The sequence below is a fragment of the Allobosea sp. 05T439 genome (genome assembly GCF_056396005.1).
In genome coordinates this window covers 153,913-168,930 of record NZ_JBFTKP010000003.1, presented here as the reverse complement: position 1 = coordinate 168,930, position 15,018 = coordinate 153,913, and the positions used below count along the sequence as shown (strand labels likewise).

Sequence of the window (15,018 nt, the reverse complement as noted above, 5' to 3'; positions counted from 1 at the left end):
TTGTCTACTTGGCCGCGCCGAGGATGCCGGACGGCCGGATGAACAGGAAGAGCAGCAGCACCGACAGCGCCGCGACGTTCTTCAGGCCCGCGCCGAAGCCGACGATGGCGAGTGCCTGCAGCAGGCCGAGCAGCAACCCGCCGAGAAAGGCGCCGAAAGGCCGCCCGAAGCCGCCGACGATCGCGGCGATGAAGCCGCTGATCGCGAAGGGCACGCCGACATTGAAGGCGGTGTACTGCGTCGGTGTGATCAGGATGCCGGCAATGGCGCCGAGCGCCGCGCTCAGCGCGAAGGCCAGTGCCAGCATGCGCGCGACCGGGATGCCTTGCAGCGCAGCCGCCTCGCGGTTGATCGAGCAGGCGCGCATGGCCTTGCCGGTCCGCGTCAGGCCGAAGAAGGCGGCAAGCGCTGCGACGATCGCAAGCGATCCCCCGACGATCCAGATCAGCTGGTAGCCAATCGCGACGCTACMGATCATCAGCGGCGGGAGGTCGGTGAAGACCGGCAGGGTCTTGGGCTGGTCGCCGACTGCGATCAGCGTCAGCCGCTCGATCACGATCTGGGCGGCCAGCGTCGCCAGGATCATCACGAACATCGTCGCCTTGCGGTTCCAGAGCGGCCTGACGACGACGCGCTCGATCGCCACGCCGAGCACGGCGACGGCTGCGATCGCGATCAGGGCGGCGACCGGCAGCGGCACGCCGTTACGGGCGAACAGCACCTGGGTAATCATGCCGCCGAGCATCACGAAGGCGCCTTGCGCGAAATTCACGATGCCGCTGGCGTTGTAGATCACGCAGAAGCCGATGCCGATCAGGCCGTAGACGCAGCCGATGCCGAGCCCGCTGACGAGCACTTGCGGGATATAGGACAAGTCAGCCATGGGCCGCCTCCTGCGTGCCGGGCGTGTCGGTGGAAGACTTGTTCAGGGAAGACTTGTCCGAGGAGGACTTGTTCGAGAAAGACTTGCCGGTGCCGAGATAGGCCGCGATCACGGCCGGGTCGGCGCGGACCTCGGCCGGCGTGCCCTCTGCGATCTTGCGGCCGAAATCCACCACGACGACGCGGTCGGCGGTATTCATCACCAGCGTCATGTCGTGTTCGATCAGGAGCACGCTGGTGCCTTCGTCGGCGATGCGCCGGATGGTGCGCGAGAGCACGGCTGATTCCTCGGTATTCAGGCCGGCCGCCGGCTCGTCGAGCAGGATGAGCCGTGGCCCCGCCGCCATGGCGCGCGCCAGTTCAAGCATGCGCTGGCGGCCATAGGGCAGGCCCGATGCCGGTTCGTCGGCCATCCCTGCGAGACCGGCGAAGGCGAGGAGGTCGCGCGCCCGGGCTTCGACGGCTGCCTCCTCGCGGCGGGCAGAGGCCGGCCGCAGCAATGCCGAGAACAGGCCGGCCTTGCCCTGCAGGTGACACCCGACCTTGACGTTATCGAGCACGCTCAGATCCTCGAACAGCTTGACGAGCTGGAAGGTCCGCACCAGTCCCGCAGTGGCGATCTCCGCGGGCGGCCGGCCGGTGATGTCCTTGCCCTCGAAGACGATCCGGCCTGCGCTCGGCGGCAGGAAGCCGGAGATCAGGTTGAACAGCGTCGTCTTGCCGGYGCCATTGGGGCCGATCACGGCGGTGACGCCCTCGGCAGGGACCTCGAACGAGACATCGTCGACTGCGACGAGGCCGCCGAAGCGGCGCGTCACGCCGTCCAGGCGAAGCCGGCTCACGAGCGCCCCCGCGGGGCAAAGAGGCCGGCGAGGCCGCGCGGCGCATAGATCAGCAGCAGGATCAGCGCCGCGCCATAGGCGAGGTCCTGATAGTCCTTGAAGGCGCGAAAAGTCTCCGGCAGCAGGCTGACGATCAGCGCCCCGACCAAAGGTCCGGCGACCGTGCCGATGCCGCCGACATAGAGCATGGTGAAGGTGACGATGACCATGTGCAGCCCGAAGACCTCGGGGCTGACGAAGCCGACGACATGCACGAAGAGCGAGCCCGCGAGCGCGGCAAAACCGGCCGAGAGCAGGAAGGCCGCGAGTTTGTAGCGCGCGACGTCGATGCCGAGCGCCGTCGCCGCCTCCTCGCTGCCGGCGACAGCCGAGAGCGCTCGGCCGAAACGCGAGCGGCGGATGCGCGCTGCCGCAAAGGCGCAAGCCGCGACAACCAGCGAGAGCAGGATGAGCTGGCCGCGGTCGGAGGTGATCTCATAGGGACCGATCCCGAAGGGCGGGATGCCGGAGATGCCCATATAGCCCTGCGTCACCGACTGCCATTCGACGGTGATCTCGTAGGTGATCAGGCCGATGGCCAGCGTACCCATCGCGAGGTAATGGCCCTTCAGCCTGAGCGCGGGATAGCCGACGATCGCGGCGGCAATCACGGCCGCGACGATGCCGAGCACCATGGCGGGCAGGGGGCTCCAGCCATGGGTGGCGGTCAGCACGGCGGAGATATAGCCGCCGATCGCGGCGAAGGCGTTCTGCCCGAAGGAAACCTGCGCGGCGAAGCCCATGAACAGGTTCAGCCCGGTCACGAAGACCGCGTAGATCAGCGCAAAGGCGACGACCGTTGCGGCATAGCCGCCCACGATCATGGCATAGCCGACGACGAGCCCGGCGAAGAGCCAGGGCAGCAGGCCCACCAGCCTGAGCGGGCGCCGTTCAGGCGAAGTAATGCTGAGCGAGTTCGTCATGGGAGGTGATGTCACGCGGATCGAGTTCGGCGACGATGCGCCCGAGCGAAAGCAGGTAGACGCGGTTGGCAAGTTCGAGCGCGAGCGGCGCCTTCTGCTCGACCAGCACGATCGCCAGGCCTTCGCGGTTCAGGAGGCCGAGCGTCTCCAGGATTTCCTCGGTGACGCGCGGCGCGAGGCCGAGCGAGGGCTCGTCGAGCAGCAGCAGCTTCGGCCCGGCCATCAGCGCACGGCCAAGGGCGAGCATCTGCTGCTCGCCGCCGGACATGGAGCCTGCGGCCTGTCCGAGCCGTTCCTTCAGGCGCGGGAACAGGGTCAGCACGCGCTCGCGCCGGCGGTTGAATTCGGCCTTGTCCCGCAAGCGATAGGCGCCGAGTTCGAGATTGTCGGCAACGGACATCGGGGCGAAGAGACCGCGCCCCTCCGGCACCAGCACGATGCCGCGCGAAGCGACCGCGACTGCATCGTGCCGCGACAGCGCCTGGCCCCGGAAACGGACCTCGCCGCTATTGGCGGAGAGCCCCATGATCGCGCGCAGCAGCGTCGACTTGCCGGCCCCGTTGGGGCCGAGCACGGCGACGAGTTCGCCCTCGCCGATGTGCAGATCGACCCCGTGCAGCGCCTCGACATGGCCATAGCGCGCCGAGAGGCCGGTCGCGGCCAGGATCGGCGGAGCAGCGCTCGCTTCTATCTTGGTCGCGACCGCGAGGCTCATTGCACCACCTTGACCTTGCCGGCTTCGATGGTGGCCAGCACAAAGGGGTTCTCGGTGATGCCCTGATGCAGGTCCGGCCGGAAATTGTAGATGCCGGTCGTGCCCTGGAAGCCGGTCAACTCCTCATAGGCGGCGCGAACCTTCTCGCCCTCGAAGGACTTCGCCTTCTCGATCGCGGCGACCGTCAGCATGACGCCGTCCCAGCCGCGCGAGGCCCAGTTCGGGTCGCGATCCCTGTATTTTTCGCGCCAGGGCTCGAGGAAGGCCTTGATGCCGGTCTTGAGGGTGCCCTCGGGCAGCGCCTCATAGACCTGCGACGGCGAGGCGACGAAGAAGAACTTGTCGCCCAGCACCTCGGAGACCGGACCGAACACGGCCAGGTCCTCGAGGCTCGTCAGCAGCAGCATGTCGGCGCCGAGCTGCTTGATGTTCTTGGCCGCGGTCAGCGTCGTGCCGCCGAGCCCGATCTTCAGGATCGCTTCGGCGCCCGCCGAACGCGCCTTGCTGATCTGGACGCTGAGATCAGGGTCGTCCTGCTTGTACTGATCGACAGAGACGACCTCGAGGCCGTACTTGGCCGCGTTGCGCTCGGCCACGCCCTTCTGGAGATTGGCGTAGGGGGTCGGGTCATGCAGCACCGCGATCTTTCGGATCTGCGTCTTTTCCTTGAGGTATTCCAGGCGCTTGTCGACCTCGAAGCCGGCCGGCGGCAGGGTGGTGAAGGCCCAGGGCAGGTGCTCGGCCTGCTGCGGCAGGATCGAGCACAGCATCATCGGCACCTTGGCGCGCAAGAGCAGGCCGGCGGCCGCGAAATTGCCGGCCGAGACGCAGCCGCTGACGAAGACGTCGACCTTGTCCGAGCTCAGCATCTTCCGATAGACGGTCACCGCCTCCTGCGGCTCGGATCGGTTGTCCTCGACGACAACCTGGATCTTGCGGCCCATGACGCCGCCCTTGGCGTTCACCGCCGCGGCCGCCAGTTCAACGCCGTCGCGCCAGGCGCGATCGACCGTCGCGGCATAGCCGGTCAGACCTGCCGAGACGCCGATCTTGTAGGGCTCCTGCGCGCGGGCGGGCGCCGCGCCGACCATCGCGACGCTTGCGGCGATGCCGGCCGCAAATAGGGTCTGCTTCATCAACTGTCCTCCCGGTTTCCCTTGGCTTCGACTGGTCGCCCCGGTGCGGGGCTCCGCCTTTTTCTTGGTCTTGTGCAACGATCTGGTCTTGCGCCCGATGGCAGTTCTCAGGCCGCCGGCTTGCCGTAGCCKCCGCCGCCGGGCGTCTCCAGCAGCACGACGTCGCCGGCCTTCATCGTCAGCTTCTTCGCCTCGCTGACGGATGTGCCGTTGACGAGGAAGCGCCCGGGCGCCCCCGGCAGGCCGCCATCGATCCCGTCAGGCCCGCGTTCGAGCCGGCTCGGCACCGCGTTGAGCAGCCAAGCATGGTMGGTACGCATGTGAAACTGGATGATCTGGCCGTCCCCGCCCTGCATCCGGCCCTTGCCGCCGGACCCCGGCCGCAGTTCCTTGCGGTCGAAGACGATCGGCATCGCTGCTTCCAGGATCTCGATCGGCACAGCCGCGACCCCTGTCGGATAGCAGGTGGCGCTCGGCCCCGGCTTGCCGGCGCGCGCGCCCATGCCGCCGGAATAGTTGAACATCGACGAGGTGAAGGGTTCGCCGCTCGGACGCCGGCCCTGGATCTGAATGGTCCAGACCGCGCCTGATCCTTCCGCCAGGACCCGTTCCGGCATGACCTGATGCAGCGCCTTCAGGATCGGCATCGGGACGTACATGCCGACCACATGGCGCGCATTCACCGGCGCAGGATAGGCGCAGTTGATGATCGAGCCCACGGGAGCGCGGACTTCGATCGGCGCGAGCGAGCCGGTGTTGTTCGGCAGGTCCGGATTGAGGCAGGAGCGGATCGCGAAGGTCGAATAGGCGTGGGTGTAGTTCAGCACCACGTTGATGCCGGTCGTCGTCTGCGGTGAGGAACCGTCGAAGTCGACGATGATCGAACCGCTCTCGGCATCGACGGTGACGGCGCTCTTCAAGGTGATGATCTCGCCGCCGGGAACGTCGAAGACGGCCTCGCCATGATAGGTGCCGGGCTTCAGCTTGCGGATGGCGTTGCGCGTCGCCTCCTCGGAGCGATCGATGATCTCGTCGGACAGGGCCTCGATGTCCTCGATGCCGTAGCGCTCGCACAGCGTGATCAGGTGCTCGGCGGCGGCCTCGCCGGAAGAGACCTGCGCCGACAGGTCGCCGAAGACGGCGTCGGGCGTGCGCACATTGCGGCGGATGATGTCGTGCAGCATCTCGCTCGGCTTGCCGCGCTCGTAGAGCTTGAGCGGCGGGATCCAGAGGCCTTCCTCATGCACGTCGCGGGCACCGGCGCCGATGCCGTAGCCGCCGATATCGGTGTGGTGGATGGTCGAGCCGATATAGGCGAGCAGTTTGGTGCCGTTGAAGATGGGCGTCAGGATCGTGATGTCGAAGAAGTGCCCGGCCGAGAGCCAGGGGTCGTTGGTGATCAGCACGTCGCCGGGTTCGCACCGCCCTTCGAACAGGCGCACGAGATGGGCTCCCGCGATGGCGAGCGAGTTGATATGGCCGGGTGTGCCGGTATTGGCCTGCGCCACCATGCGTCCGCGCTGGTCGAAGAGCGCGCAGGCGAGGTCGCCGGCTTCGCGCACGATCGGGCTGAAGGCGATGCGCTGCAGCGCCTTGGCGCGTTCGTTGACGATACCGATCAGGTTCGACCAGAGGATTTCGAGTTCGACTCCGTCCATCGGATTTCAGCCTTTCGTGGCGACGATGCAGCCGAGCGCGTCGATCGTCGCGCTCCAGCCCGGGGGCAGCGCGGTCGTGGTCTCGCGCTCCTCGATGATGGCGGGGCCGGCGATGGTCTGGCCGGTGGCGAGGGCGGAGCGCTCGTAGACCGGCACCGACTGACCGTCTTCCCAGGCATGGACCGGACGATGACGCTTGGGTGCACCGGCTGTGTTCTGGGGCCGGGCCTGGCTGTCGAAATGCGGCAGGGGACCGCGTGCCACGACGCGCCAGGTCACGAGTTCGATCGGGACATGCGAGGGGTTGACGCCGTAGAGGGTGCGATAGGCCGCCTCGAACTGTGCCGTCAGCGCTGCGCTGTCACGGCTCTTGCGCGGGTCGGTCTCGAAGATGATCGTGACCTCGTGCTGCTGGCCGACATAGCGCATGTCCGCGCCGATGAGGATCGTGACGTCGGACGCCGCGCAACCGGATACGCCGAGCGCCGTCAGCCCCTCGCTCTCGAGCTCGCCGAGCACACGATCGACGCGGCCCCAGTCGAGATGGTCGACCCGCGTCAGGTCGCTGCGCACCAGATCGAGCCGGACCGGCGTGACGAGCGTGCCGAAGGCCGACAGCACGCTCGACTGCGGCGGTACGATCACGCTGGTGCTCTGCAGCAGGTCCGCGACGCCGCAGGCGTGCAACGGACCGGCCCCCCCGAAGGCGAAGAGCGGCAGGCCGCGATAATCGACGCCGCGATCGGTGGCGTGGGTCCGCGCCGCCGAGGCCATGGCCTCCGTGACGATGCGGTAGATGCCGCGCGCCGCCTGGACGGCGTTGAGGCCGAGCGCATCGCCGAGCCGCGCCATCGCGGCGTCGCAGGCTGCCTTGTCGAGCGACATGTCGCCGCCGAGGAAGTTCTCGGCATCGATCAGGCCGAGCACGAGATCTGCATCGGTGACGGTCGCGTTCTTGCCGCCGCGGCCGTAGCAGGCAGGTCCCGGATTGGAGCCCGCGCTTTCGGGCCCGACCTTGAGCAGGCCGAGATCGTCGACATGGGCGATGCTGCCGCCGCCGGCGCCGATCTCGATCAGGTCGATCGAAGGCACCGTGACGGGCAGGCCGCTGCCTTCCCGGAAGCGGTAGCGCCGGTCGACCTCGAACAGCCCGGTGATCAGCGGCGTACGGTTCTCGATCAGGCAGGCCTTGGCCGTGGTGCCGCCCATGTCGAACGACATCAGTCGATCGATACCGAGCAGCTCCGCATAGTGGCAGGCAGCAAGGGCGCCGGCTGCCGGACCGCTCTCGATCATGCGCACGGGATTTTTGCCCGCTGTCTCGGCGCCGACGACGCCGCCCGAGGACAGCATGATCAGCGGCGTGTTGGCGAAACCCTCGACGCGCAGCCGGTCGCTCAGCCGCTTGAGATAGGGCTGCGAGATCGGCATGGCGTAGGCATTCACCGTCGCCGTCGAGGCGCGCTGGTATTCGCGGATCTGCGGCGCGACCTCGGCCGAGGTGCAGATGAACACGTCGTTGAGTTCGCGAGAGAGGGCAGCCGCGACCGCGACCTCGTTTTCAGGATTGGCGAAACTGTTGAGGAAGCAGATCGCGATGGCGCGAGCACCGGAGGCGCGGATCTCGGCTGCGAGTTCGGTAATGTCCTCGGCTGCCGGAGCAAGCGCGAGGGTGCCGTCTGCCAGGACCCGCTCCTTGATGCCGAAGGTCAGCTCGCGCGTCACCAGCGGCTCGGGGAACTCGATCTGCGGATCGTACATGTCATAGCGGTGCTCGTTGCGGATCGAGAGCACGTCGCGGAAGCCCTCCGTGACGACGAGCGCCGTCGGCAGCCCCTTGCGCTCGATCAGCGCGTTGGTGACGACCGTGGTGGCGTGGACCACGACACCATCGATCGCGCCGGCCGCGATGCCGGCCTTGCCCAGCACGGAATCGACACCCCGGAAGAAGCCCTCCAGCAGGTCGTGGTGGGTGGTCAGTGTCTTGTCGACGCTGAGGCTGCCGCGGGAGTCGCGCAGGACGATGTCCGTGAAGGTGCCGCCGATATCGACGGCCAAGGAATAGGTCATGATCTCAGTCTTTCCAGGTCAATCCGCGCGAGATGCGTGCGGCTGCGCCGACGACTTCGCGGATCTGTTCGGGATCGGGTTCTGGCGCGATGAATTGCGTGGAGCCGACGATGGCGATCGAGCCGACCAGCGCCTTGCGGTGGTCGAAGACCGGGGCGGCCAGCGTGTTGACGCCGGTGATCACCTGGTCGGGCGCAGTGGCCCAGCCGCACTCGCGGACGCGTGCGATTTCCGCCAGAAGCGCCTCACCGGAGACGATCGTGCTCGGCGTCCACGCCTTCAACTCGCCGGCTGCAACGGTGCGACTGCGTTCCGGCGAGCCGAAGGCGAGCCAGATCTTGCCATGCGCGCTGGCGTGGAAGGCGAGCCGCGTGCCCGGCCGCATCGCGAATTCGATCATCGTGCGGCCCTGGATCAGCTCGAGGACGATCAATTCCTCATCGATCACGTCGCAAAGCGTCACGGCCTGGCCGGAGCGGTCGCGGAGCGTCATCAACTCCTCGCGTGCTGCCGAGACGATATCGAAGCGCTGTCGCAGCGCCTCGCCGAGGACCATCAGCTTGATGCCGGCATCGTAGCGGCCGGTATTCGGATCCTGCCGGACGAAGCCGTGGCGCTGAAGCGTCACCAGATGCCGGTAGATGGTGGCCTTGGAGGAGGAGAGCGCCTCGGCAATCTGCGCCAGTGCGACGGGGCGGCTCTGCAGGACCAGATACTCGACTGCCTGCAGGGCGAGGTCGAGCGTGCTTGTGCCGGCAGGCACAGCTTTGGCGGAGGCTTTGTCGGTATCGAGCGTCAAGGAGCGTCCCTCTGTGTTTCATTTCATATAATGAAACATCATTTTGTTATTTGATATGCTATGGTTTGATCGAGCGGGCTGTCAAGCGTCAGTCGGATCGCCGAGATGGCTGGAATGCTGACGGGACGTCGGCATGGGCGCCAACGGTCACGGCGGCCTTCCCCAGATGTGAAGGGCGGGCACCGGTGGTCCCACTGCTCGTCTATCGATCACGTAGCGATGGCGCGCCGATGCGGAACCGCAGGTTTCGCTGCGCGGTTTCCCGACATGTCCGCCGCGACCTCAGGACGTCAGGGCAGGGTAGGGGATAAGGCCGGATCGCCTCTTGATCGGGTCATGCTATCTAATTAACATGATAATCATAAATCCTGCGTGGCGGTGTGGTCCTGCGCCGTTGCTGAAGCCAGCCCGCCGCGTCGCCATCCCCCTGGCAATCAACTCTCGAAGACGTCGATCTCGGCCAAAGGCACGAGGCGACAGAAGGACCGGATTCATGCTTGCCCCCAGATTCGTCAGCTTCTCCGCTGAAAACCGCGCCGGATACGGCCTGGCCGTGGAAGGGGGCGTCATTGACCTGTCCAGCCGCTTCTCGGCTCGGTGGCCGAGCCTGAAGGAGGTGGTAGCCGAGGGCGCCTTTGCGAAGCTTGCCGACGCGGCGGCGGGGCTGTCTCCGGATCTGCCGTTCCAGGCGATCCGCTACGAGCTTCCGATTGCCGCGCCCGAAAAGATCATCTGCGTGGGCGTCAATTTTCCCGACCGCAACGCCGAATACAAGGATGGCCAGGCCGCCCCGGCCAATCCCTCCCTGTTCCCGCGCTTTCCCCGCTCCTTCACCGGTCATGACCAGCCGCTGATCCGCCCGCCCGAGAGCGTGCAGCTCGATTATGAGGGCGAGATCGTCATCGTCATCGGCAAAGCGGGGCGCCGCATCGCCGAGCGCGACGCGCTGAACCATGTCGCGGCCCTGTCGCTTTGCAATGAGGGGACGATCCGGGACTGGGTTCGGCACGCCAAGTTCAACGTCACGCAGGGCAAGAATTTCGACCGCTCGGGCTCCATCGGGCCATGGCTCGTTCCCTTCAGCGATGAGGCGCAGATCGCCGATATCGCGCTGACGACCCGCGTCAACGGCGAGCTGCGCCAGGAGGACCGGACCAGCCGGATGGTCTTCTCCTTCCGCCGGATCATCAGCTACATCTCGACCTTCACCACGCTCGTGCCGGGCGACATCCTCGTCACCGGCACGCCGACCGGGGCAGGGGCTCGCCTGGAGCCGCCGGTCTGGCTGAAGCCCGGTGACGTCGTCGAGGTCGAGGCCGAGGGGATCGGCCTTCTCCGCAACACCATTGCCGACGAGGCCTGATCGATGCTGAACGCCAATGAAATCGCCGCCGCGGCGCTGAGCCTCGACGAGGCCGAACGGACGCGCCGCCAGACGGGGCTGATGTCGCTCAGGCATCCTCAGATGACGATGGATGACGCTTATTCCATCCAGGGCGCCTGGGTGAAGCACAAGATCGCCGCCGGTCGAAAGGTGATCGGCTGGAAGATCGGCCTGACCTCCAAGGCGATGCAATACGCGCTGAATATCGACATCCCGGATTCAGGCGTGCTGTTCGACGACATGATGTTCGCCGATGGCGACAGCGTGCCGAAGGACCGCTTCATCCAGCCGCGGATCGAGGCCGAGATCGCCTTCGTGATGAAGGCGCCGCTGAAGGGCCCCAATATCGGGATCTTCGACGTGCTCAATGCCACCGACTACATCACTCCGGCGCTCGAGATCCTCGATACCCGCATTCTGCGCGTCGATCCGCAGAGCGGGAAGGCCCGCACTATCGTCGACACGATCGCCGACAATGCCGCCAATGCCGGCATCGTCGTCGGGGGCCGTGCCATGCGGCCGGACCAGGTCGATCTTCGCTGGGTCGGCGCCATCGTCTCGCGCAACGGCCAGGTCGAGGAGACAGGGCTCGGAGCTGGCGTGCTGAACCATCCCGCCCGTGGCGTCGCCTGGCTTGCGAACCGGCTCGCCGCCTATGGCGACCATATCGAGGCCGGCCAGATCGTCCTGGCGGGCTCCTTCATTCGCCCGGTGGAAGCGCGGCATGGCGACACCATCACCGGCGATTACGGCCCGCTGGGCAGCGTCAGCTGCTTCTTCGAATAGGCAGACGCCTGTCGCTCCCTCTGCCCTAAGGGCAAGGGGCGGCGTCCCCGGAGGGCGGCCACGGCCCCCGCGGCGCCGTGTCGCGCCGGCGCCGGCTTGCGGCGTTCGGCTCCAGTGGTGGAGTGCTGGCGGGGGCGCCGCACCGCATGCGTTCGGCAGGGGAGCCGTCGGCTCTCCATGCAGCCCCGGTCATGGCGACGGCAGCCCCGGCGCGTAGTCAAGCATCTGACAAACCAGATCAAATCGGAATGGGAATGCAATCTCTTCGGCTCCCCGCTCCGATATAATTAACTTGATAATTAACTTGTTATGTGAGATCGGGGCCCGGTTTTCGGAGCGGCCCCGATCGCGATGACCGCTCCGTAGGAATTGCTGGGAGAATTGGAATGCTCGGATATCTGCGCAACAAATGGACCCTCGCTGCCGGCTGCATGCTGGCTGCCGTGACAGTGGCTTCGGCCCAGAGCGGCGACACGCAGAAGACGATCAAGGCGCGCGGGCTGCTCAATTGCGGCGTGTCCAGCGGCGTGCAGACCGGCATGAGCACGCTCGACAGCGCAGCGAAATGGAATGGCTTCGAGGTCGATTTCTGCCGTGCCGTCGCCGCCGCCGTGCTGGGCGATGCCGAGAAGATCAAGTTCGTGCCGCTCGAGATCAAGACGGCGTTCGCCACGCTCCAGTCGGGCGGCATCGATCTGCTGGCGCGCACCGCCACGCATACCTTTGTTCGCGATATCGAGCTGAACGTCGCCTGGCCCGGCGCCTATCTCTATGACAGCCAGGGCTTCCTGGCGAAGAAGTCGCTCGGCGTCAAAAGCGCCAAGGAGCTCGATGGCGCGTCGATCTGCGTCTCCGCTGGTTCCAATTACGAGCTGAACCTCGCCGACTATTTCCGCAAGAACGGCCTGAAGTTCACCCCGGTCGCCGCCAATTCGCGCGACCAGAACGAGAAGAACCTCGAAACCGGGCGTTGCGACGTCTATGCGAATGTTCTGAGCGCCCTGGCCGGAGCCGTGTCGAAGCTCGGCAAGCCGGATGACTGGGTCGTGCTGCCCGAGTTGATCTCGATGGAGCCGATCGGCCCGGTCGTGCGCAAGGACGATAGCCGCTTCCGGGATATCGTCGGCTGGACGCTCAATGCGCTGATCGCCGCCGAGGAGCTGGAGATCACCCAGGCCAATGTCGAGAAGCTGAAGGCGAGTTCGACCTCGCCGGAGGTCCAGCGCCTGCTCGGCGTGACCGGTGATTTCGGCGTCAAGCTCGGGCTCGGCAATGACTGGGCGCTCAACGCGATCAAGGCCGTCGGCAATTACGGCGAGATGTTCGAGCGCAATCTCGGCAACAAGAGCCCGATCAAGCTCGAGCGCGGCCTCAACAACCTTTGGAACAACAAGGGCCTGATGTCGTCGCCGCTGCTCCGCTGAGCGAAAGGCGCGAGGCCGGCGCCAGCCGCCGGCCTCGATCTCCCCACACGCAGACAAGCCGGACAATGACCACCACACCTGCCGTTCGATCATCTCAGCGTACTGCGCTGCCGGGACGCCGCCGCGTCATGGGCTGGGTCTTCCAGGCGCTGCTCGTGGTCGCGCTGGCCTGGGTGGCCCATGTCGCCATCGGCAACCTCTACGACAATCTCGCGGCCCGCGGCCTCAAGCTCGGGTTCGACTTCCTGTGGCAGGAGGCGGGCTTCGAGATCGCGTTCCACCTGATCCCGTATACGTCGAGCGACAATTACTGGCGGGTCTTCCTCGTTGGCATCACCAACACGCTGCTGGTGACGGCGATCGCCATCGTGCTCTCGACGATCCTGGGCTTCGCCATCGGCATCGCGCAGCTCTCCGGCAACTGGGCCGTGTCGCGCGCCGCTCGCATCTATGTCGAGCTCGTCCGCAACCTGCCGCAGCTCCTCCATATCCTGATCTGGTACAATGTCGCGCTCCGGGCCTTTCCCGCTCCGCGCGTCGCCGTCGGTATCGGCGACATGGTCTATCTCTCGAACCGCGGCGTCTTCCTGCCGGCGCTGACAAGCGATCGCCCGGGGCTCCTGGTCATCGCCATCCTCATTGCAGTCGTTGCGGCGCTCGCCCTGTTCCGCAGCCTGACCTCCTATGCCGAGCGCACGGGGCGTTCGGTGAACGCCTGGTTGCCGTCGCTGGCGGTGCTCGTGCTCCTGCCGGTCCTCACTGTCGCGCTGACAGGCACGCAGGTCTCGGTCTCCGTGCCGCAGCTCAAAGGGTTCAATTTCATCGGCGGCTGGGCCCTGGTGCCGGAGCTGACGGCACTCGTCTTCGCCATGGCGATCTACAACGCTGCCTTCATCGGCGAGCTGGTACGCGCCAGCATCGAGTCCGTGAGCAAGGGCCAGCGCGAAGCCGCGGCCGCGCTCGGCTTCGGCTGGTGGTGGACCTTGCGCTTCATCGTGATCCCGCAGGCGGTGCGCGTCCTGCTGCCGCCCCTGTCGAACCAGTATCTCAATATCCTCAAGGGCTCCTCGCTCGCGGTGGCGATCGGCTATCCCGATCTCGTCGGCGTCTTCACCGGCATCAGCATCAACCAGACCGGCCGCGCCATCGAGATCGTCGGCATGACCATGGCCGTCTATCTCGCGATCAGCCTGCTGATCGGCGCGCTGATCAACCTGTTCAACCACATGACCAGGATCGTCGAACGGTGACCGAAGCCGCCCTCATCTCCGATACGCCGCGCCGCCCGGCCGCCCATGCCGGTGCGCCGGCCCGGATCGCGCTCTGGCTGCGCCGGCGCATCTTCGCCTCCTGGCGCGACGCGTTGCTGTCGCTCGCGGTCGCCCTCATCCTCGGGGCGATCGCCTGGACCATCCTGCCCTGGGCGCTGTTCAAGGCGACCTGGACCGCTGCAAGCCGGGCCGATTGCGTGCCGGGCGGTGCCTGCTGGGGCTTCGTTGCAGCCAAGGCCTCGCAGTTCATCTACGGCTTCTACCCTCCGCTGGAACGTTGGCGCCCGGATACCGTCTTTGCCCTGCTGATCGCCGGGCTGACCTGGCTGATGGTGCCCCGCATTCCGGGGAAGGGCTATGCCGGCCTGTTCATGATGGTGGTCCTGCCGGTCGTCACCTTCGTCCTGCTGCATGGCGGGGTCGCCGGGTTGCCGGTGGTGCCCAGCGACAAATGGGGCGGGCTCCTGCTCACGCTGATCCTTGCCGTCTCCGGCATCAGCTTCTCCTTGCCCTTCGGCGCGCTCTTCGCGCTCGGGCGGCGCAGCCAGATGCCGCTGGTCCGCTGGTTCTGCATCGGCTTCATCGAATTCTGCCGCGGCGTGCCCTTCATCACGGTGCTGTTCATGGCCATCGTGATGCTGCCCTTCTTCCTGCCTTCCGGCATGAAGCCTGATCCGCTCGCGCTCGCCGTGGTCGGCATCATCTTCTACGAGGCTGCCTACATGGCCGAGGTGGTGCGCGGAGGCCTGCAGGCGCTGCCGAAGGGGCAGTACGAGGCGGCCATGGCGCTCGGCTTCGGCTACTGGCGCACGATGCTCTACATCATCCTGCCCCAGGCGATCCGGAAGGTCGTGCCCGGCATCGTCAACACCACCATCTCGCTGCTCAAGAACACGACGCTGGTGATGGTCGTCGGATTGTTCGACCTGCTCAACATCGTCTCCGCCGGCGTCGCGGACCCGCTCTGGGTCGGCTCGCAGGCCGAGGGTTACTTCGTCGTCGGGCTGGTCTTCTGGCTCATGAGCTTTGGGCTGTCCTGCTACAGCCGCGCCATCGAGGGCGGCTTCGCACGGGCCGACCGGGCCTGAC

Annotated in this window: 13 protein-coding genes; 5 read left to right on the top strand and 8 right to left on the bottom strand. The window is 66.5% G+C overall.

Going from position 1 to position 15,018, the window contains the following annotated elements; genetic code table 11:
* Positions 1–4: 4 nt before the first annotated feature.
* The 8 genes from AC1DIO_RS04745 to AC1DIO_RS04710 all read right to left on the bottom strand — a co-directional run bounded on the left by AC1DIO_RS04745 (position 5) and on the right by AC1DIO_RS04710 (position 9,064).
* Positions 5–883, bottom strand: coding sequence for a branched-chain amino acid ABC transporter permease (locus tag AC1DIO_RS04745; RefSeq protein WP_476853173.1), 879 nt, complete (start codon positions 881–883; stop codon positions 5–7).
* Positions 876–1,724: an ABC transporter ATP-binding protein gene (locus AC1DIO_RS04740; protein WP_476853172.1), complete on the bottom strand. Its 849-nt coding sequence runs from the start codon at positions 1,722–1,724 to the stop codon at positions 876–878. Before AC1DIO_RS04740 ends, AC1DIO_RS04745 begins: the two co-directional genes overlap by 8 nt.
* Entirely contained in the window at positions 1,721–2,686 is a 966-nt protein-coding gene (locus AC1DIO_RS04735; protein WP_441488577.1) for a branched-chain amino acid ABC transporter permease, read from the bottom strand. The genes AC1DIO_RS04740 and AC1DIO_RS04735 overlap by 4 nt, the downstream gene beginning before the upstream one ends.
* Positions 2,655–3,401, bottom strand: a complete 747-nt coding sequence (locus AC1DIO_RS04730; protein ID WP_441488576.1) for an ABC transporter ATP-binding protein — start codon at positions 3,399–3,401, stop codon at positions 2,655–2,657. Before AC1DIO_RS04730 ends, AC1DIO_RS04735 begins: the two co-directional genes overlap by 32 nt.
* Positions 3,398–4,537, bottom strand: coding sequence for an ABC transporter substrate-binding protein (locus AC1DIO_RS04725; protein WP_441504670.1), 1,140 nt, complete (start codon positions 4,535–4,537; stop codon positions 3,398–3,400). The genes AC1DIO_RS04730 and AC1DIO_RS04725 overlap by 4 nt, the downstream gene beginning before the upstream one ends.
* A 107-nt stretch (positions 4,538–4,644) precedes the next feature.
* Positions 4,645–6,195 carry a hydantoinase B/oxoprolinase family protein gene (locus AC1DIO_RS04720; protein ID WP_476853171.1) on the bottom strand — a complete coding sequence of 517 codons (1,551 nt, stop codon included), beginning with the start codon at positions 6,193–6,195 and terminating at the stop codon, positions 4,645–4,647.
* 6 nt (positions 6,196–6,201) lie between these two features.
* Positions 6,202–8,265 carry a hydantoinase/oxoprolinase family protein gene (locus AC1DIO_RS04715; protein ID WP_441504668.1) on the bottom strand — a complete coding sequence of 688 codons (2,064 nt, stop codon included), beginning with the start codon at positions 8,263–8,265 and terminating at the stop codon, positions 6,202–6,204.
* 4 nt (positions 8,266–8,269) lie between these two features.
* Positions 8,270–9,064 (bottom strand): IclR family transcriptional regulator, encoded by a 795-nt coding sequence (locus tag AC1DIO_RS04710; RefSeq protein WP_441504667.1) that lies wholly within the window; start codon positions 9,062–9,064, stop codon positions 8,270–8,272.
* A 493-nt stretch (positions 9,065–9,557) separates the two neighbouring features.
* On the opposite strand from AC1DIO_RS04710, the gene AC1DIO_RS04705 reads away from it, so the two are divergent.
* The 5 genes from AC1DIO_RS04705 to AC1DIO_RS04685 all read left to right on the top strand — a co-directional run bounded on the left by AC1DIO_RS04705 (position 9,558) and on the right by AC1DIO_RS04685 (position 15,017).
* A complete protein-coding gene (locus tag AC1DIO_RS04705; protein WP_441504666.1) occupies positions 9,558–10,427 on the top strand; it encodes a fumarylacetoacetate hydrolase family protein in 870 nt (289 codons plus the stop codon).
* Positions 10,428–10,430: 3 nt separating this feature from the next.
* Entirely contained in the window at positions 10,431–11,234 is an 804-nt protein-coding gene (gene hpaH, locus AC1DIO_RS04700) for a 2-oxo-hept-4-ene-1,7-dioate hydratase (protein ID WP_441488570.1), read from the top strand.
* Between the two features lie 386 nt (positions 11,235–11,620).
* Positions 11,621–12,658: an amino acid ABC transporter substrate-binding protein gene (locus tag AC1DIO_RS04695; protein WP_441488569.1), complete on the top strand. Its 1,038-nt coding sequence runs from the start codon at positions 11,621–11,623 to the stop codon at positions 12,656–12,658.
* 65 nt (positions 12,659–12,723) lie between these two features.
* Positions 12,724–13,908, top strand: coding sequence for an amino acid ABC transporter permease (locus tag AC1DIO_RS04690; RefSeq protein ID WP_441488568.1), 1,185 nt, complete (start codon positions 12,724–12,726; stop codon positions 13,906–13,908).
* Positions 13,905–15,017 (top strand): amino acid ABC transporter permease, encoded by a 1,113-nt coding sequence (locus tag AC1DIO_RS04685; protein WP_441488567.1) that lies wholly within the window; start codon positions 13,905–13,907, stop codon positions 15,015–15,017. The genes AC1DIO_RS04690 and AC1DIO_RS04685 overlap by 4 nt, the downstream gene beginning before the upstream one ends.
* Position 15,018 lies beyond the last annotated feature (1 nt).